The sequence below is a fragment of the Sutcliffiella sp. FSL R7-0096 genome (genome assembly GCF_038595065.1).
Classification (GTDB): Bacteria; Bacillota; Bacilli; order Bacillales; family Bacillaceae_I; genus Sutcliffiella_A.
On record NZ_CP152003.1, the window covers coordinates 4,723,415 to 4,742,275 of the forward strand.

Below are 18,861 nucleotides of genomic sequence, written 5' to 3' on the forward strand. Positions count from 1 at the left end.
CGTTGATCTTTTCTATCATTTCATTATCCTACTATTATGTCGCGCTTCTAAGTCCTCTTGAAATTAATGTTAGCAAGAATACAAAGATCGCGGCACCGATGATGGCTGGAATAATGGCGAAATCAGCAACGACAGGTCCTAAAGAACCGAATAACCCGTGACCAATCCATGCTCCGACTAAACCTGCAAGCATGGCTCCCAAGATTCCTCCTGGCATTCTACCCGGTGCGATCGCACTACCGATCATTCCAATTACAATTGCTATTATAATGGTAATTAATAATCCTAACATAATGTTTTCCTCCTTAGATATTATTGTTGTTCAGCTTGTTACTGTGTATATTTCCGTTGATTGAACTTTTTAAACTTCCCTTTTTAAAAAGGCTCTTTTCTCGAAGAGTGTTGCTAGTGATTAGTAAAAAGTCGGCAGTTGGATTTTTTATTGCTTACACACTCTAAACACTGCAAGTAGTATTTTAAAGTTCAGCAGGGAAAAGAGACGACTGTTAGGAATATAACGGTTGGTGTATTAGTACGAAAAGGCAACAAAATTTACGAAAACAGCCTTTAAAAACTAGATTCGACTTCCTTTTTCTGTGCTATTATAAAATTACCAAATCATAATTCACGAGAGGAGCCGAATACAGTGCCAGATATCCAGGATTCCGTTATCATCTCCAAGCCGGTGGAAGAAGTTTTTGCTTTTGCTTCCGACATGGACAACTCCACAAAAATCATGGAAAATGTTGTCGCTATCGAAAAGCTGACAGAAGGCCCATTACAGGTAGGAAGCAAATTTAAAGAAACCCGTGAGATTCGCGGGCGCCAAGCTTCATCCATTATTGAATTTACTGAATATGTCCCAAGTGAACGGTATGTAGTAAAAAGTGAAGCTAATGGGTTGAAGGTCGTCTACCATTATGATTTCAAGCCAACTGTTGAAGGCGGCACAAAGGTGAATTTTCAAGGGGATATTTACACTTCCGGCATCATCATGAAGTTGACCAAGCCTATCATTCGAAAAATCTTGAAAAAAGAAGATGGGGATCACCTGAATCAGTTGAAGCGTCTCATTGAAGGTACAGAAGAAGTTGAAACGAACAAAGAAGAGGAATGACCGGGCAGGAATACAAAAAGGCTCTTTTCGTAAACTTTGTTGCTTTTTCGTATGGATACATCCACCGTTATTTTCCTTACTGTCGTGCTCTTTTCCTTGCCGTACTTAAGAAACTACTTGCACCTTATAGAGTATGAAAGCAATAAAAAGTCCAATTGCCGACTTTTTACAAGTAAATAGCAACAATCTTTGAGAAAAGAACCTTTATAGAAGAGGTATCCTTATGGTAAAAAAGTTTTTAGTCCCGATTATTTTTTCTTGTAGTTTATTTCTGTTATTGCGTCCTATCTTCGCACACCTGACAGCCAACCTGCATCCGATTGTTCTTTTAGTGGTGTTTGTTTGCATTTTTGTAGCAACCACCGCTATTTATTTGTTCGTGATGAACCTCTCCATCACTATCCCCCGGAGCCTATTTTACGGATGCTTTTTCCTTTACATGCTCGCCCTGTTGATACTCTTATTCATCCGACCTAATGATACAGGAATGAATTCAGTGAACCTGTTACCCTTTGATACCATCCATTTTTATTTTTCCGGCAACGTCCACTGGGTGATTGCTTTCTATAACTTGGCTGCGAACATTGGTCTTTTTATTCCGTTCGGAATTCTTTTTAGAACGAAAACCTCAAACAAACTGTTTCTTTTGGCCGTTCCTTTTCTGTTGGTGAGCGCCATTGAACTTAGCCAATATCTGACACGCAGAGGGAGCCTTGATATTGATGATTTGATTCTGAATGTCCTTGGGTTTTATATCGGCTACGTCCTGTATCCTTGGTTCCAAAGGGTGATTATACTTAGGTAATCCTGGCTCCATAATTTAAAACGGAGGAGAGCCATTATCAGCTCTCCTCCGTTTACTTTTGTTATCTCTGCTTCTTTCCTTTTCCCTTTTTCGACTCTTTTACTTCATCTAGTAAAATTGCATTCGCAAGCAGGCGGTAACTGTGTTCTGTGTGTGCTCGGAACAATAGGTCGTTTGAGAAAAGGGTGACATTTGCTCCGCTTTCGACAGTGGTGGTGAATGCCCAAGTCTGGCCTTTGGCATTTTCTTTCCCTGGCCACCAGCCGGCAACGAAGTAATCATCTGTATCGGCTACTTGAATCAGTGTTTCAGCCCCGTCTGGCACACTTGTTATCCATGAGCCAGTGGTTCCGTATAAAATTTCTTCCGCACCGTAACCGGAAGTGAGGAAGGAGTCTGTGTTTACGAATGTCTTAAGCAGCCCTTCATGTGTGAAGTTTGTCCGGGCAAAATCAAAGCCTTCGAGAATTCCGCTTTGTTTGACTGACTGAAGGACCCTCCCGCCAATGCCAATGTAGGAGGTTCCTGCCTCGATGGCTTCCTTGTTCACCTGGCCTGTAGCATCTACGATCACATCCGCTTCTTCTATACTAGTGATCTCAAAGCCTAATTGTTTTAATACAAAACGACTTGCACCGCTGCCTATGACGGCTACTTTTGGTGCACCTTCCAATTTTTCTACCTTTGATTTATTGTCTAGTGGAACTACTTCTAAATAGTAGTGATCCTTTACAGCCATTAGGTCATTACGGTGGATGACGTAGTCGCCCTTGCTGTAGCCATTGCCATCTGCTGTAGCTACGCTTACCGATTTCCCAGCGCTTAATAGCTCATTTACTGCTTTGACTGCTTCGTTGTTCACGTTTTTCACCACATAGTGGCCTTTGTTCTGGTCCACTGCTGTTGTAGGGTATTCGGCTTCTAGTACTTGTTCCGCCACACCTGCAAAAGCATTTTCCGTACGAACTTCTTCTATCGTGAAGCCGCGTAGGTCAGGGAAGTTCACGACAATGGCATCGTACATCGCATTCCAGTCGGAAATATCATCCCCTTGATAAAGGACAGCGTTCGCGAATCCACGCTTTGCCTGCTTCATCGGGACCACATATGTGCCTTCTGGATATACAATTCCATCAATCTCTACGGAAGACGTTGTTTTTTCAACTTTTATCCCGTTTCTCAACAGGTACTCTACCATTTCTGCCGCTTCCCATTTGTTCTTTTGCAGATCATGCATAGGAAGTACATAGTATTCTGGGAAAAAGTTTTCATTTACACCACGGTCACGACCGATGATATCCCCGTTTTGATTGACAAGGTGCTGATCGACTGCACGGTTATCTTCGCCTTCTACCCCGCGCTTAAATAATTCCAGTTGTTGTTTGAATAGGTCATCTTTATTTTCCAGCACAAAATTTGTTGCCCCAAGTCCGGTGTGGACCATGGCGTATAGGGATTGCTGATTTAATCCCGGCACTTCGATGGTGTGCCCAAGCGACCCATGTAACATGGAATAGATGGCCGTGTAGGCAGGAGTCATGTCATCCCAGCCATTTTCATAGTCTTCATATGGAATGGCATATGACTCATAGTCAGAGTTTGCCACGCCTGCCTGTCCCATGGCATGGGCCTGTGAAAGCATGTTTTCCAGTAACAGGTCATATTCAAAGTTCGGGTTATGTGGCGGTGTGCAAGGTTCGATCAGAAAGTCGCTCACATAGCCATGCATGTCCAAAAAGGACAATGGCGACCATTTCGCGATCTCTTCTGTGACATAGATAGATTCTTGCTGCGTTTGAAACGCGTTATCCCTGTTCAAATCAAATCCGTTGATATTGGCACGGGTGTTATGGACGCGGCCATCAGGGTTATGGGTAAAGTTGAAAAGGAAAATCACATGTTCCAACGCTTCTTCCACGTTCAGCGTGATTTCTCTTTCTTCCCCATTCTCCTCCACTGTTTTAAAGGTAATTTCGTCATCCTGTGAGAGTTTTCGGAACAGTTCAACCTGTGCGTCCACTCCTTCTACTTCATCCGGGTGGATATTATTGAACCAAATTGGCACCTGATAATCACCGATGGTTCCATCCTCTATTTTCTGTAAAAGCTCTGCCGGATTTTCCAAGGCGACAGGTAAGGTCTCATTCAAGTATTTATCTACTGCTGCCTGGTCTTTTGCCAGGGTAATGAAATGTATATCCCTTCCTTCATAGGACTGTCCAAGAGACTTGTATTCAATGAATCTACCATTTTCTGATTGTGCTGCCTCTGTTATTTCATCCAATTCCGGCTTCAGTTGTTCATATTTTAAGTATTCATCATAGACATTGTATGTAATTTCTTTACTTAACTTTTCACCAGACTCTTTATGTGTTACCGCCAGCTCATATGTACCGATAACTTCCGGATATAAGACTCTTATATTCCGTGGAGCTAAATTGTCTGTTCCATATATGAGGTCAAAGTCGAGGACTGCCTTTACGGTTGTAGATTCTCCAACATAGGCAGGAGGCTCTGCGAATGTAATGAAGGGTTCTCCCGTATAATCATTGTCCTTTGCGTTGTATGTTTTCCATTCATCCAAGGGCTTATTTCCAAAGGTCCACTCCAGCTTTTCCAGTGGAATCCTTTCACCAAAATCCACCTGGACTTCCATCTGCCTTTTTTCTGTCATGGAAACAGTGGAAATACTTGTCGATATCTCTTCTTCTGCAACTGTTTGTACGATACTTTCAGCCTGTGCCCCCTGTATTGGGATCGCAACAGCTAGAAGCATCCAAACAGATAAGAAGGCCAAAAATGGCTTTCTCCAGTTAACGTTCATCTCTCCAACTCCTTTATCATTTTCAAGTGTGGTCGAGTTTTTTAATAATTTGGTTCTGTTAAACACCGCTGGTGACTTCCGCACTAGGCTTCGCTTTCCAAGGGGCGACCTTGAGCCTCCTCGGGCTACGGCCCTGCGGAGTCTCAAGATTGTCGCTATCCCCCCGCAGGAGTCTCCGCCCATTGCTTCAATCCACAGCTAGGTTGCTGCAAAAATCAACAGTATAGTTTAACAGAGTCAATAATTTTAATATTAAAAAAACTACTAGTGAAAACGATACTAGTAGTTGTTATCACTTTAAAGAGGCAAAGGAAACAGTTCGCTGTCCTACTAAAGCATGAAAAAAGACAGCCAATGCCTGACTGCCCTTCTTCTTGCCTATATTTCTTCCAGATGTCTACTTCTTTGCAAATCCTTGCTTTTCGATGAAATCTTTCATATGCAACCTTTTTGGTTCTCTAAGCATGTTCGCCATTTGACTGGTCCACGTGTCGGAACGCTTTCCTTTCGTTCGTTCATGGTAATAGGCAGAGATTTCTTCGTTGTAGTCCTGCAACTGACTTTTAAATACTGATTCATCCTGTTGATACACGTCTTCGTGGTAGATATTTTCCATAGGCAAACGAGGCTTCACTCCGGTTTCTTGGGCCGGATAGCCTACAGCAAGCCCAAACAATGGAATAGTATTGGCTGGCATCTTTAATAGTTCTGCCACCTCTTGGATATTGGAACGGATCCCTCCTATGTAACAAATGCCAAGACCCATGGATTCGGCAGCAACGGAAGCGTTTTGTGCTGCAAGGGATGCATCGATGACGGCTACCATGAATTTCTCCGTACTTTCAATGGATGTGGTGACATCTGTTGTTTCCATGTCTCCGATGAAAGCATGGCGATGAAAATCGGCACAGAAAACAAAAAAGTGTCCATTGTCTTCTACATATGGCTGATTTCCTGCCAGTTCTGCCAGCCGTTTTTTCTTCTCTTTATCTTTCACCCCAATAACCGAATAAGCTTGTACAAAGCTTGAGGTCGACGCTGCCTGTGCACTTTGGACAATCGTCTTTATTTGTTTGTCCGTTAAAGCTCTGTCCTCGAATTTCCGGACGGACCGGTGCGATAGAATGGTTTGAATGGTTGGGTTCATGCTAGTTTCCCCTCCTGCTTGCTTTTCCCTTATTGTACACAGGAGAGGGAACTTATTTCCACTTTCAGTCCTTCGGTTGCTTCAGTCCGTCCATTAAAAATGTAATCGCCACTTCCAACTCTTGATCAAAATCCTGATCTATATCCAGGAAGCGTTGCGTAAAGATCGTTCCTGCAATGGTGGATATCGTCAAGCGAATGATTGTTTCGGGCGGTAGATTCTTCAGGTCCCCTTTTTCCTGAAAATGCACCACCACTTTGGTGAAATTAGGGAGAATCACTTCTTTGAAGAGGGTGAAATATGGCTTTTGAAACTCTTCATGAAACGCCACTTCCTGGATGAATATTTTTAGGATCGGGAAGTTTTGGTTGATAAACTCATAGCGGTTGTATGCTAGTTTTCTCAGGAAAGCTTCATAACTTTCATACTCTCCCTCCAGCACTTCCTTGGAAAAAGATTTAGCCATATGTGGTGCGACAAATTTTGCCACCGTCGGGGAAACGATGGAAAGAAGCAATTCCTTTTTTGTTCGATAATGTCTGAAAATAGTGCCCTCTGCAACACCGGCCTTTTTGGCAATTTCATTGGTAGAAGTTGCGGCATACCCCTTTTCGGCGAAAGTTTCGATGGCCGCCTCTAGTATTTTGCGGTGCTTTTCACTCATTTTCTTTTCATCTTGATTATTCATGCCTGCCCCTTTCCGCTTCAAGTCATTTATGTCGGACGATATTTTTTTAATGCTCTTATATTCAAAAGGATAAACAGAAGAGAGAATCCAAACAACAGAAGCACGTTTCCAACTATTTCTTCAAGTCCTTTACCTCTAATCATAATATCCTTCATTGCTCCGCCTGCATAGGTCAACGGCATAATCAAGCTGATTTTCTGGAGCCAATCAGGCATTGCCTCAATGGAAAACAGACCGGAAAAGAAAACTTGCGGTACGACAACAAGCGGAATGAATTGGATCATCTGCAGTTCGTTCCGGGCGAATGCAGACAACAGGGTACCAAGCGTCAGTGCTGTGATTGCAACAGTAAAGGTAACGAAAAGGATGGAAAAAATACTTCCTGCCATCTGAATGTCCAAAATGTAGATCGTAAACAAGACGATGATGCTGGATTGAATAAGGGTGAATATACCGAATCCTGCAACATACCCAAGGACAAGCTCCCACCTCTTGATTGGTGTAGCCATCAACCGTTCGAGCGTTCCACTTGTTCTTTCTCTAAGAAACGAAACACCTGCAATCAAAAATACAAAAAAGAAAACAAAGAATACGATGAGAAAGGGTCCGATATTATCAAACATCTCCATTGCATCTGAGCCGTATGCATACTGTATGTCAAGTTGCTTGCCATTATCTTCAGCTGGTTGAACCAATGCATGTATTTTTTGCAAGATTGCTCGGTTGACGGACGGGTCACTTCCCTCTAAAACTACTTTATCGGTTGTCAAAAAAGCATCCATTTCCGAGTCTCTAACTTTCTTCCAGCCTTGTGCTTCTGTTTCAAGTAAAATCACTTGAATGTTACCTTCCTGTAAACGGAGTTCTAATCGCTGAGCCTCTCCGACCAGGCCTATTTCAAGCGTTTGTTCCTGATCTGCAAACACCACATTCATCAAGGTTAATATTAGGATGGGCGCTATTATCATCAGGCCTAATGTTCTTTTATCGCGAACAAATTGACGTAAAATACGAATGATGACAGCAGTGACTCTCATACTCATACTGTTGCACCTCCAAGCCTAAGGAATGCGTCTTCCATATTCGTTGTCCCTGTAACTCTCTCAAGTTCTGCTGTGCTTCCTACCGCTAGCAACTCTCCTTCTCTGATCATGGCAAGCCTGTCGCATTTTTGCGCTTCATCCATAACATGGGTGGTCACCAGAACGGTGGTGCCTTTCTCACTGAGTTTTCTCAGTTCCTCCCATATAGACTTCCTGAGGAGAGGGTCAATCCCAACAGTAGGTTCATCAAGTATGAGTATTTCTGGATTGTGTAGAAGAGAGATTGCAAGGGAGAGGCGGCGTTTCATCCCACCCGAGAATTGTTGGACAGGCTTATGAAGATGTTCTTGAAGGTTGACAAGTTCCATCACATCTGTGATTCTTTGTTTCCTTTCTGTCGTTTTCATATTATATAGAGTTGCAAAAAATTGAAGGTTTTCCAATGCTGTCAGATCCTGATACAACGCATCTGACTGTGCCATATACCCGATTCTTTCCGACAGTGACAGGCTTGGCATTTTAACACCCAGCACCTCCACCTCCCCGTTATAAATTCTTTGAAGGCCTGCAATAGCTTTTACAAGTGTTGTCTTACCAGCTCCTGATGGCCCTAAAAAACCGAAAATCTCCCCTTTTTCTATGGATAAACTGATATTTTTTATAACATCTGTATTTCCGAAAGAAATAGATAATTGAGATACATTGCAGACATGATTGGTCATTTTTATTGCCTCCTTTTTAAAATGAGTGATTACTCACTTTTCTACTCAAACATACTGGATAGACGGCCCCGCTGTCAATAGAAAGTGTAAATCTCTAGTTATAGGGAAAGATAAAATATTGACCTAGTAAAGAGAGAAGAGGGATTTGAGGGTGAAAAAGCTAGATATTGTGTTTTGGTTTTCTGCCATAGTGGTAGCATTGCTAGTGATAATAGGTGCAGTTGCGCCAAAAGCTTTTGCTTCTGTGGCAACGGAAATTTTTAATTTTACCACTTATGCGTTCGGTTGGTTTTATTTGTTGGCGGTATTATTTTTTGTTTTATTTTGTATAGTCATTGCCTTGACTAAGTATGGAAGGGTACGCCTTGGAAATGATGAGGACCGTCCTGAATTTCCTTTTTTCACTTGGGTCGGGATGCTTTTCAGTGCAGGATTTGGCGTCGGGCTGGTATTCTGGGGAATTGCCGAACCGATGAGCCATTTTTTCACGCCACCCAGAGAAACAGTGGATGCTTTAGGGGTAGAGGCCGCACGTGTGGCCATGCAGTATTCCTTTTTTCATTGGGGTGTTAGTCAGTGGTCGGTCTTTACCATTGTAGGTTTGGCCATCGGGTATTTTCAGTTCCGTAAAAAAGAGGACGGGCTTATCTCCACGACACTGAAACCGATCATCGGGGAAAAGAAGCGTGAATACATACGAAAACCGATAGATATTCTTGCGGTCATTGCGACAGTAATGGGGGTTGCCACATCGCTCGGGCTGGGGATCCTCCAGATCAATGGGGGATTAAATGTAGTGTTCGGCATTCCGAATAATGGCATGATACAGCTTATTATCATGGTGGTCCTGTTGGTGCTCTACCTAACCTCGACTACCACCGGGATTGAGCGTGGGATTAAATACTTGAGCAACTTGAACCTCACTTTGGCACTGCTTTTGATGCTGTTTGTATTTATTGCCGGTCCGACTGTTTTTATATTGAATACATTCACGCTGGGGATTGGTGACTATATTTCGAGTTTCTTCAATACGAGCTTACGACTTACCCCTTATCAAGGAGGAACGTGGGTACGAGATTGGACGATTTTCTATTGGGCGTGGGCCATCGCCTGGTCCCCATTTGTCGGGGCATTCATCGCCAGGGTTTCTAGGGGACGAACCATTCGGGAATTCGTATTCGGGGTACTGATTGTACCTCCTGTTATTGCTTTGTTCTGGATTGCAGTATTTGGCGGGACCGCCCTACACTTTGATCTGTTTGGCGGAACAGAGATTGCCCAGGCGGTAGATAATGATATCACCTCGGCCCTGTTCGCAACCTTTGCACAGCTGCCATTTACATTTATTTTATCGTTGCTGTCGATATTGCTTATCTTTACTTTTTTAATCACTTCCGCAGACTCTGCAACCTATATTCTAGGCACAATGACTTCTGGGGGAAGCTTGAATCCTCCCCTTTTCTTGCGAATCATTTGGGGAACCTTGATGGCCGCGATTGCCGCCGTTTTGCTGATAGCAAGTGGACTAGAAGGTCTGCAAACCGCCTCTCTTGTCTCGGCGTTGCCGTTTACGATCATCTTGATAGCAATTTGCTATTCCCTTATTAAATCTTTAAGGCGGGAGCCTGGGTTGAAAAGGAGTAATAAAAAGATATAAATACAGAAACCAGGTAGCTATGCACCCTCTCTTGTCGGAGGGTGTTTTTTTCGGTATTGTCTGGACTAACCTAAAAAAAGCAGGAAAATATCTATAAGTATAGAAATGTAAAGGAGGGATGGGATAAATTTCGACAAAAAACTTAATGGGGGGAGTATTTGTGAAAGGAATCATTTCATTTTTTAATCGTATTATGCAGCGTTATTTACCGGATCCATTCTTATTTGTCATCATCCTGACACTTGTGGTATTCGGGCTTGGACTTATTTTCACCGATAGCGGGCCTACAGAAATGGTCCAGCATTGGGGTGGCGGTTTCTGGGCTCTGCTCACATTTTCCATGCAGATGGTTCTCGTTTTGGTTACTGGGTACGTCCTGGCAAGCAGCGCCATTTTCAAAAGGTTTCTCGGTGCATTGGCTTCCACCGCTAAAACTCCAGGAAGCGCAATTATTATTGTAACCATTGTCTCTATCATTGCCAGCTGGATCAACTGGGGATTTGGTCTTGTTATTGGGGCTTTATTTGCCAAAGAGCTTGCGAAGCGAGTTCAAAATGTCGACTATCGACTATTAATTGCAAGCGCTTACAGCGGCTTCATTGTATGGCATGGAGGATTTTCTGGTTCCATTCCGCTCACCATCGCAACAGAAGGACACTTCTCGGAAGGATTAATTGGAGTCATTTCTACGGATCAGACTATTTTCGCTCCATTCAATCTGATCATATTGGCTGCACTTTTTGTGACATTGCCTCTATTAAACCGATTTATGATGCCGGCTAAGGATGAAACCGTAACGGTAGATCCCGCCCTGTTGGAGGATGCATCAAGCCTTCAGGCGGCAACTGTCGAGAAATCTACCATGACACCAGCTGAGCGTTTGGAGAACAGTTGGGTTCTCTCTCTAACAGTCTCAGTAATGGGTCTAGTATTCCTATTCTACTACTTTGCCGATAATGGGTTTAAACTTAATCTAGATATTGTGAACTTTCTGTTCTTGTTCCTAGGAATTCTGTTCCACTGGCGTCCAAAAAACTTCCTTGAATCAGTTACGAATGCCGTGAAAGGGGCAAGCGGTATCATCATCCAGTTCCCTTTCTATGCAGGAATCATGGGAATGATGACATTATCAGGTCTTGCTGCTGTCATGTCTAAAGCGTTTGTTAACATTTCCAATGAACACACATTCCATTTCTTCGCTTTCCTTAGTGCCGGAATTGTGAACTTTTTCGTCCCTTCAGGCGGCGGACAGTGGTCCGTACAGGCACCTGTCATGTTGGAGGCTGCTCAAACGATGAATGTTTCTATTGCGCGGACTGCTCTTGCCGTTTCATGGGGCGATGCGTGGACGAACCTCATCCAACCGTTCTGGGCCTTGCCAGCTTTGGCCATCGCCGGCTTAAAGGCAAAGGACATCATGGGCTTCTGTGTCATTGTCCTTTTTGTAAGTGGTGCCATCATTTCTTTAGCATTTTTGCTACTATAAAGGGGCCGGGCACGTGCCGGGTACCAATTAATAAGTCACCCTCCACTCCCAATCATTGGTGTGGAGGGTATTTTTGTGGAATCTTTGTTACTTTCATGATGTAAAGATAGAGGGCAAGTGTCATACTCTGGATGTAAAAGTAGAAAGGATAGGAGTAAATAAAAATATAACCCTCTTTATAATGAAACACACCAAGATATGTAGCAATCCCTTCGGTGAACATCGCAATGATCGACCAAACGACAATATAGAGCATGTTAAAATAACCTTTGATTTTGAAGTAGCTATGAAAGTAGAAGAAAAGATAGCCAAAAGGGCCGTATTGAATATAGGACAGGAAATCAAACAGCTCGAAGTACGAACTATCATTCACATCATAAAAATCAAATGGCGGGATGCTAATTGTATGATCAAAAATGATACCGCTATTGAACCCAATTATGAGAAATAAGAGAGTGAGTGGTAATGGGAACCTTTTCGGTAAAAAGAAAATAAGGGCATAGCCAGCAAGCAGCGAAACAATGATAAACCATTCATTAGAATTAAAATAATAATCATAATTTATGATTGGTGTTGGTTCCATTTCAGTTGCTCACTATCCCTTCTTTTATTAATAGACGGCGATAGAATGAGGTAATTCCCAAGGCAGCCACAAGGTAAATTGCCGTGACCACAAAGGAGATGAAAAATGTCCACATATGGTAATGAATGATGGATAAATGAATGGCCAATGCTTCACTTAACAAAATGACAATCACCGCGAACAACCCTCCCATCACTTGAATGCCCCGTGATTTCTGGAAAACACTGTTGACGAAAATCAACAAGATCAATGGAAATATAATATTTCGTTGAAGCCAAAAACAAATGAACAAATGTGGTTCCTTGTTGTACATGATAAGACTTAGGTTCATGCTGATCATGGTAAGGACACATTTGTTCACAAAAAGAAAAAATAAGAACAGTAAAGAATTTTCTATCATGAGAAGGGGCTTCTTTTGGAAGAGGAAATAGGTTGCGATAAACCATGTGAGTATAAGATATATTACCAATTCCATTTTAGCGCCTCCTTCGGTGTATTTTTCAGGTACTTTCTCCTAAAAAAGCAGAAAAAATAGAGAAGCCGTTTTGAATAGTTCTCGGCTTCTCTTTAGCATTCCGCATAGCGGCTATCTAATACATTTCCTTTTTGGAGTTTGGGTTTTGGTGGGATTCGGACGAAGACAATTTCATGCTGTTTTTTTCGTCGATATTGTCTTCATACCGCTGATGATGACATTTTCACGATACTATTTCCGCCCAAATTGTCTTCATACCCCAACTACAACAAACAGTAATGCTACGCTTACTCTCACAATGCCCACGCATTTACTTGCACCAATGTACCGCTCCCAGAAACCCTAACTTCCCCGGTAGCAGAATCGCCCTCTGGGAATATCCGCGCCGTAAATACTTCTTCCCCACCATTCAAAAACACTTCGATGGAGGAAGTATCCACAAATGCACGCAGCTCAGTCAAAGCCCCTAGCTTGCAGCTCCTCGTTTCCCATTCTCCTGTCACAAAGCTCTTGCGATGAAGTGAAAACACACTTGATGAAGCGTCATAAGTCAGCTGTGCGGCTTCGCCCAGGTCAAGTTCAAAGGAGCACAAATGTCCAAAAGAAAAGCTCATCTCAAATACTCTTCTCTCTTCCATGGCAAATCCGACTTTGTCTTCAGATAACTGCATATCCGAAAGCTCGACCATACTTGCCTTTCTCATTTGAGCTAACTCCTCGGCAGGTATCTGCAGCAATTTTCCATCCAAGCATTTCAATTCACGCGGTACAGTCAGCGCATGAATCCACTTATGGGCAATTGTCGGATGCTTGTCCTCATCTTGCTCGGGAATCCCCATCCAGCCGACCATCAAGCGGCGCCCCTTTTCATCCAAGGTGGTTTGAGGCGCATAGAACTCAAAGCCCCGGTCCAACTCTACAAAATCACCATGCCCGAATGCAGCGTCCTCGTAATCAAGCTTTCCGATAAAATAGCCCGCCTGGTAAACGTTTTGATACTTCATACCGTCTGGTACAAGGCCCTGAGGTGACACGATAAGTACATCCATCCCATCAAGTTCAAACAGGTCTGGGCATTCCCACATGTAACCGAAATCCCCCAACCCATTCAAACCAGACCCTGCAATGGCACCAAGATGCTCCCAGTCTTTTAGATCAGCAGACTTCAGAAGCGCGACTTTACCAGTCATGTCCTCACTTTGAGCACCAACGACCATATACCATTCCGACCCCTTCTTCCACACCTTAGGATCTCGGAAATGGGCAGTGTACCCTTCTGGCAGCTCCACAACCGGCCCTTTCTTATCAAACGTTAAGCCGTCTTCCGAAACCGCCATGCATTGATAGGTCTCACGATTTCCGGAGGCATCTTTAACATTTCCTGTATAAAAGAGGACCATCTTTCCGTCATGCTCGATGGCACTTCCTGAATAGCAACCGTTCTTTTCGAACCATTCGCTCGGGGCAAGGGCAATAGGCTCATGCTTCCATGAAGTGAGATCTGCCGAGGAATAATGGCCCCAATATTTTGCACCGTGGCCGGTCTTGAATGGCATCCACTGATAAAAGAGGTGATAGGTCCCGTTCCATTGGATAAATCCATTGGGATCATTCAATAAACCGACAGGTGGCATAAGGTGGAAGCGCAACCGGTAAGGGTCGCTCTCCACCACCTTTTTATTTTTCTCAACTTCTTCCTCTGCAAGTCTGATAAGCTCTCGTTCTCTTTCCGTCATAAAAGAAACACTCCTTTATTTTGCTAGGATGGATTTTACCTGATCTAACGTAGGGAGTGCGGTCATGGCACCCTTTTCCGAAGCGGCAAGGGAACCGGAAATACTTGCGAAAGTCGCCATTTCTATGGCAGTTTCAAGTGTAAGGCTGCGGATATCCCCTTCCCATTCGTTCGCCATATAAAGAATTCCAGAAACAAATGCATCACCAGCTCCTGTGGTGTCCACCGTCTCTACCTTGCGGGCAGTTACGTGCTGATGCCCTTCTTTGGTAAAAACATAGCTTCCTTCTGAACCAAGTGTCACAAGCAGCAGAGGCATCTCATAGTTAGCAAGCTTTGCTGCCCCTTTTTCGATATCCTTCTCTCCCGTAATGAATTCCAGTTCTTCTTCTGATATTTTTAGAATATCGGCATATGGAAGCATGGAGATGATTTGCTCTTTCGCCGCTTCCTCGCTGTCCCAGAGACCAAGGCGAAGATTCGGATCGTAGGAAACCGTCATGCTATTTTCTTTTGCCAGCTTTACTGCTTTTATGGTAGCGCTCCTTGTAGGCTCACTAATAAGGGAAATGGAGCCGAAATGCAAAATCTTATTTTCCACAAATAGCTTCTCGTCAATCTCTTCTTCTGTTAAAAAACGGTCCGCACTTGGATTGATATAGAAGTCAAAGCTGCGCTCTCCGTTTTCTAGAGTGACGAACACGACACCTGTTCGGATATCGTCTGTCAGAAGCATAGAGCTTGTCTGGACGCCGTAGTCTGAAAGCGTCTTATGGAGGAACCTTCCTAGTACGTCATTCCCCACTTTCCCGATAAATGTGGATTTTGCCTGAAGGCGTGCAACTCCTACTGCTACGTTTGCCGGGGCACCCCCAGGGCTTTTTTGAAAGGTAATGTTGTCGGGATCAAGCGGGATGAAGTCTATCAGTGCTTCCCCTAGTGAGATGATTCCTTTTTTCATTGGATGGCTCCTCCTTTAAATCAGTTGTTATCCGGTTAACTCCCTGTTTCCTTTCGTTTCAGGTGTTCGATTTCCGCAGGGTGATGCTTAAGCCTCCTCACTCCGCTCGTGGGTCTCAACCTACCGCTACCTCCACCGAAGTCTTACACCTTGCACTTTTAGTCAACAGGGGAAACATATTTTTATTGATTACTTTACCTCTTCTTCCTTGATCCCCATAATCCATGTCGCAACAAAGGCACCCACTACCGCAATCGCAAAACCGATCAGGTAGTTGACGACATTGACTGTCCCGAACTCAACAAGAATGGCAATCATCGGGATCCCTGTCAGGCCATAAGCGTTGGCGACTACATTGGTCAATACGACATACGCTCCACCTAATGCACCACCAATTGCCGCTCCGATAAATGGTTTACGATATCTCAGGTTGACCCCAAAGATTACTGGTTCTGTAATTCCCAAGAAAGCAGATAGGGATGCAGGCAAGGCCAGTTCTTTCGTCTTTGCACGTTTTGCCAGGAAGTATACGGCAAGACCTGCTCCACCTTGTGCCACATTGGCCATGGACCAAATTGGCAACAGATAGTTGAAGCCTAATTCTGCAAGTAGTCCCGCTTCGATTGCATGGAAACTGTGATGGACTCCTGTAATAACGATCAACGAGTACATTCCACCAAAAATAAGTCCGGCAAAAACACTGCCATAATCATAAACAAAGTTCAGAACAACCGTGATACCGGAACCAATGGCATTTCCTAATGGCCCGATTGCAAGTAGAGTGATAAATCCAGTCAAAATGACGGTTACAAACGGTGTGACAAGCAAATCTACTGCACTTGGTACGATTTTACGTAAGTTTTTTTCAATCATGCTCATTACAAATACGGCAAGGAGGACTGGTACGACCGTCCCTTGATAACCGATCAAAGCAATATCCATTCCCATGAAGTCCATGTATTCAGGATTTGCATCTGCCAGGCCCCATGGGTTCAGAAGATCAGGGTGTGTCATGATTCCACCAATAACTGCTCCAAGGAATGGATTTCCTCCGAATTCTTTTGCTGCACTATAGCCGAGCAAAATTGGCAGGATGATGAATGCCGCACTTGAGAACATGTTCAGCATTTGTACAAAAGAACTGTCGTCAGCGACCCATCCGAATGTCGTCACCATTCCAAGCAGTCCCATCAATAGACCGCTTGCCACAATGGCAGGAATGATAGGGACAAAGATATTAGATAACGTTCTTGCAAAACGGGCGAACGGGTTCATTTTCTTTTTCGCCGCTTCTGAATGGTCTTGTGTTTCTTTTTCTTGCAATCCCACTTCTTCAGCAAATTCAGCATACACTTTATTGACGATACCTGTCCCAAAGATGACCTGGAATTGTCCGGAGCTGGCAAAAGCCCCTTTTACTCCATCAAGCTCTTCTATTTGGTCCCGATTGGCTGTCGCTTTTTCGTCGTCTTTCAAGACAAGTCTGAGGCGTGTGGCACAGTGTGTGGCACTGATGACATTGTCTTCTCCCCCAAGTAGGGGGATCAAGTCTTTTGCTATCTTCTTATAATTCATGATGAGCACCTCTTTTTCCTATTATTTTTATAAAAACTACGGCTCTGTTAAACAACGCTGTTGATTTCCGCAATGGGCTTCGCTTTCCACGGAGCGCTTGTGGAGCCTCCTCTAAGCGCTACCTCCCGTAGGACAAGGAAGGCTTCGACAGAGGTACATCGTACGAAGAAAATACATAGTATTTTCGAGGAGTCTACGCCCTTTGCTCCAATCACCAGCTATATAAGACTCGCTTAAGTAAATAAGTCTTTTCAGAGAAGAAAAACAAAAGACCTAAAACCCGCAAGGTGGGTAGGGCTCTCCCTACTTCCTTGCTAGTTTTAGGTCTTGCCTGCATTACCAGTCACAATCCTGTTTATACATGTTAGCGAATACGTTTACATTTTAAAATAGTAAAATTCTGTTTATTTTCCCTTTAAATCCGTCAAGCGTTGGATATGGAGTGTAATGTAACCAACTTCGGATAAAGGAAAATGGATGTCATACTCTGCAAGCAGAAAGTCCGCAATCTTCTGCGCAGTACCGAATGCTTTCCCAAATTTCATCTGAAGCAATTCCAGCATTTCCGGATCCATGGAGTGAAAAGGTTCCCCTTCTTCCACACGGTTAATGGCAAATCTTAGATGTGTGAGCAAACGTTGATAGTTGATTGATGTTTCTTCAATCGTCATGTCAAACTCGTTTTCAATCATATCGATCGCATCCCGGATGATGGAAGCAAGCTGCATGGTGTTTTGCATGCTTTTTGAACCCATTTTTGCGGTGTGAAGATGCAGGGCGATATGTCCGACTTCATCATCAGGTATGCTGACGCCAAGTCGTTCCTTTATCAACTGCTGTGCCCATTGGGCAATTTCGTATTCGGGTTTGTACAAGACCCGGATTTCGTTCAGCAATTTGTTTTGTATGGTGTAGCCTTTCTCCAACCGTTCAATCGCAAAAGAGAGGTGATCCGTCAAGGAAATATGAACATGGTTGCTTAAAGGCACCAATAGTTCCCCTTCGGCATAGCTGATGATCTCCTCCGCCACATCGATATGCTCGACAGGAAGAGTAGAAAGCAACTCTTGAAACTTGTCATTTTCCTCTTTCATGACAAAGATCTTTTCAATTTTGCTCCGGTCGACCAGGTCGTTTTTTCGCTTTTGGAATCCGACGCCAAGCCCCATCACTATCTTTTCCTGGTCATCCTCTTTCACGACGACCGAGTTATTGTTTAATACTTTGCTTATTTTCAATCTCGTCTCTCCCCAATTAAACCGCCCTATTTATCTTTTATTATAACCAATCCAATTGGCTATACAAAGCAGTTACTGCATCTGTACAAGAAAAACAGGGCGGAAACCGGCAAGTTACGCTTTTATATTCCAATCCACTAATACTGTTTCACCTTTAGTTGCTGTTTTGACAGCATGTTTTGTCACTGTATCAATGATGTCACCGTTTGTTAGGATAACAGGTGTCACAATGCTTTTGGCTTTTTCATTAATCAGCGCGATATCAAAATTTAATAATGGCGTGCCGACTTTGACTTTATCGCCTACTTCCACAAGCCCTTCAAACCCTTCGCCTTTCATTCCTACTGTTTCAAGCCCTACGTGGATAAGCACTTCCACACCAGTTTCAGATTTGATTCCGATCGCGTGCTTTGTAGGAAAGAATTGGACGATTTCACCGTTTACCGGAGATACAACCGTACCTTCTGTCGGTTCGATCGCGATGCCGTCGCCCATCATTTTTTGTGCGAATACAGGGTCTGGCACTTCTTCAAGCGGAATGATCTTTCCAGTGATTGGCGCTACCAAGACTTCTTCTGTTTTAACTTCTTCTTTGCTTCCGAAAAGCTTTTTAAAAAATGACATGTATTTTTCCTCCTAAATGTCTGAATTGTGCAGAAATAGAAAAAGACCCAATACGCTCCTCCTTTGTTGAGTAAGCGTATTAGGTCTTGCCTGCTTTACCAGTCACAATCCTATATGTGTGAGTATTTTATTAATTGGGCTAGGCTTCGCTTTCGCGGGGAGATGCTTTAGCCACTTTGGC

The 18,861-nt window shown here is 43.5% G+C and carries 17 protein-coding genes; 4 read left to right on the forward strand and 13 right to left on the reverse strand.

Translation table 11 applies throughout. The annotated features are described in order from the left end of the window. Positions 1-34: 34 nt before the first annotated feature. Positions 35-292 carry a GlsB/YeaQ/YmgE family stress response membrane protein gene (locus MKY77_RS24125; RefSeq protein WP_237662731.1) on the reverse strand — a complete coding sequence of 86 codons (258 nt, stop codon included), beginning with the start codon at positions 290-292 and terminating at the stop codon, positions 35-37. A gap of 354 nt (positions 293-646) precedes the next feature. Between MKY77_RS24125 and MKY77_RS24130 the strand changes: the two genes are divergently transcribed. Together MKY77_RS24130 and MKY77_RS24135 are read left to right on the forward strand one after the other, a co-directional pair. Beyond that, positions 647-1,117, forward strand: a complete 471-nt coding sequence (locus MKY77_RS24130) for an SRPBCC family protein (protein WP_339148122.1) — start codon at positions 647-649, stop codon at positions 1,115-1,117. Between the two features lie 223 nt (positions 1,118-1,340). Further along, positions 1,341-1,922, forward strand: coding sequence for a VanZ family protein (locus MKY77_RS24135; protein WP_339148123.1), 582 nt, complete (start codon positions 1,341-1,343; stop codon positions 1,920-1,922). A gap of 61 nt (positions 1,923-1,983) precedes the next feature. On the opposite strand, the gene MKY77_RS24140 is transcribed toward MKY77_RS24135, so the two are convergent. The 5 genes from MKY77_RS24140 to ccmA form a co-directional block, all read right to left on the reverse strand. Further along, positions 1,984-4,746, reverse strand: a complete 2,763-nt coding sequence (locus MKY77_RS24140) for a M14 family zinc carboxypeptidase (RefSeq protein WP_339148124.1) — start codon at positions 4,744-4,746, stop codon at positions 1,984-1,986. A 397-nt stretch (positions 4,747-5,143) separates the two neighbouring features. Next, entirely contained in the window at positions 5,144-5,893 is a 750-nt protein-coding gene (nfsA, locus tag MKY77_RS24145) for an oxygen-insensitive NADPH nitroreductase (protein ID WP_339148125.1), read from the reverse strand. A 64-nt stretch (positions 5,894-5,957) separates the two neighbouring features. Then, positions 5,958-6,581 (reverse strand): TetR/AcrR family transcriptional regulator, encoded by a 624-nt coding sequence (locus tag MKY77_RS24150; RefSeq protein WP_339148126.1) that lies wholly within the window; start codon positions 6,579-6,581, stop codon positions 5,958-5,960. 26 nt (positions 6,582-6,607) lie between these two features. Further along, positions 6,608-7,618: an ABC transporter permease gene (locus tag MKY77_RS24155; RefSeq protein WP_339149904.1), complete on the reverse strand. Its 1,011-nt coding sequence runs from the start codon at positions 7,616-7,618 to the stop codon at positions 6,608-6,610. Between the two features lie 2 nt (positions 7,619-7,620). Continuing rightward, positions 7,621-8,346, reverse strand: a complete 726-nt coding sequence (gene ccmA / locus MKY77_RS24160) for a heme ABC exporter ATP-binding protein CcmA (protein ID WP_339148127.1) — start codon at positions 8,344-8,346, stop codon at positions 7,621-7,623. A 145-nt stretch (positions 8,347-8,491) separates the two neighbouring features. Between ccmA and MKY77_RS24165 the strand changes: the two genes are divergently transcribed. Continuing rightward, positions 8,492-10,003 carry a BCCT family transporter gene (locus MKY77_RS24165; protein WP_339148128.1) on the forward strand — a complete coding sequence of 504 codons (1,512 nt, stop codon included), beginning with the start codon at positions 8,492-8,494 and terminating at the stop codon, positions 10,001-10,003. A 160-nt stretch (positions 10,004-10,163) separates the two neighbouring features. Beyond that, a complete protein-coding gene (locus MKY77_RS24170; RefSeq protein ID WP_339148129.1) occupies positions 10,164-11,489 on the forward strand; it encodes a short-chain fatty acid transporter in 1,326 nt (441 codons plus the stop codon). Between the two features lie 52 nt (positions 11,490-11,541). On the opposite strand, the gene MKY77_RS24175 is transcribed toward MKY77_RS24170, so the two are convergent. The 7 genes from MKY77_RS24175 to MKY77_RS24205 form a co-directional block, all read right to left on the reverse strand. Continuing rightward, positions 11,542-12,072 (reverse strand): hypothetical protein, encoded by a 531-nt coding sequence (locus tag MKY77_RS24175; RefSeq protein ID WP_339148130.1) that lies wholly within the window; start codon positions 12,070-12,072, stop codon positions 11,542-11,544. Position 12,073: 1 nt separating this feature from the next. After that, positions 12,074-12,547, reverse strand: coding sequence for a hypothetical protein (locus tag MKY77_RS24180; RefSeq protein WP_339148131.1), 474 nt, complete (start codon positions 12,545-12,547; stop codon positions 12,074-12,076). Between the two features lie 293 nt (positions 12,548-12,840). Further along, positions 12,841-14,283: a sucrose-6-phosphate hydrolase gene (locus tag MKY77_RS24185; protein WP_339148132.1), complete on the reverse strand. Its 1,443-nt coding sequence runs from the start codon at positions 14,281-14,283 to the stop codon at positions 12,841-12,843. Positions 14,284-14,298: 15 nt separating this feature from the next. Further along, on the reverse strand, positions 14,299-15,243 hold the full coding sequence (locus MKY77_RS24190; protein ID WP_339148133.1) for an aminoimidazole riboside kinase: 945 nt from the start codon (positions 15,241-15,243) through the stop codon (positions 14,299-14,301). 189 nt (positions 15,244-15,432) lie between these two features. Then, positions 15,433-16,818, reverse strand: coding sequence for a sucrose-specific PTS transporter subunit IIBC (locus tag MKY77_RS24195; RefSeq protein ID WP_339148134.1), 1,386 nt, complete (start codon positions 16,816-16,818; stop codon positions 15,433-15,435). Between the two features lie 404 nt (positions 16,819-17,222). After that, on the reverse strand, positions 17,223-18,056 hold the full coding sequence (locus tag MKY77_RS24200) for a PRD domain-containing protein (protein WP_339148135.1): 834 nt from the start codon (positions 18,054-18,056) through the stop codon (positions 17,223-17,225). Between the two features lie 114 nt (positions 18,057-18,170). Further along, positions 18,171-18,680: a PTS glucose transporter subunit IIA gene (locus MKY77_RS24205; protein WP_339148136.1), complete on the reverse strand. Its 510-nt coding sequence runs from the start codon at positions 18,678-18,680 to the stop codon at positions 18,171-18,173. Positions 18,681-18,861 lie beyond the last annotated feature (181 nt).

Excerpts from the sequence above, each read along its gene's own strand:
- MKY77_RS24125 (WP_237662731.1), bottom strand. The coding sequence starts at position 292 with ATGTTAGGATTATTAATTACCATTATAATAGCAATTGTAATTGGAATG.
- MKY77_RS24135 (WP_339148123.1), top strand. The coding sequence starts at position 1,341 with ATGGTAAAAAAGTTTTTAGTCCCGATTATTTTTTCTTGTAGTTTATTT.
- MKY77_RS24140 (WP_339148124.1), bottom strand. The coding sequence starts at position 4,746 with ATGAACGTTAACTGGAGAAAGCCATTTTTGGCCTTCTTATCTGTTTGG.
- nfsA (WP_339148125.1), bottom strand. The coding sequence starts at position 5,893 with ATGAACCCAACCATTCAAACCATTCTATCGCACCGGTCCGTCCGGAAA.
- MKY77_RS24150 (WP_339148126.1), bottom strand. The coding sequence starts at position 6,581 with ATGAATAATCAAGATGAAAAGAAAATGAGTGAAAAGCACCGCAAAATA.
- MKY77_RS24155 (WP_339149904.1), bottom strand. The coding sequence starts at position 7,618 with ATGAGAGTCACTGCTGTCATCATTCGTATTTTACGTCAATTTGTTCGC.
- ccmA (WP_339148127.1), bottom strand. The coding sequence starts at position 8,346 with ATGACCAATCATGTCTGCAATGTATCTCAATTATCTATTTCTTTCGGA.
- MKY77_RS24175 (WP_339148130.1), bottom strand. The coding sequence starts at position 12,072 with ATGGAACCAACACCAATCATAAATTATGATTATTATTTTAATTCTAAT.
- MKY77_RS24180 (WP_339148131.1), bottom strand. The coding sequence starts at position 12,547 with ATGGAATTGGTAATATATCTTATACTCACATGGTTTATCGCAACCTAT.
- MKY77_RS24185 (WP_339148132.1), bottom strand. The coding sequence starts at position 14,283 with ATGACGGAAAGAGAACGAGAGCTTATCAGACTTGCAGAGGAAGAAGTT.
- MKY77_RS24190 (WP_339148133.1), bottom strand. The coding sequence starts at position 15,243 with ATGAAAAAAGGAATCATCTCACTAGGGGAAGCACTGATAGACTTCATC.
- MKY77_RS24195 (WP_339148134.1), bottom strand. The coding sequence starts at position 16,818 with ATGAATTATAAGAAGATAGCAAAAGACTTGATCCCCCTACTTGGGGGA.
- MKY77_RS24205 (WP_339148136.1), bottom strand. The coding sequence starts at position 18,680 with ATGTCATTTTTTAAAAAGCTTTTCGGAAGCAAAGAAGAAGTTAAAACA.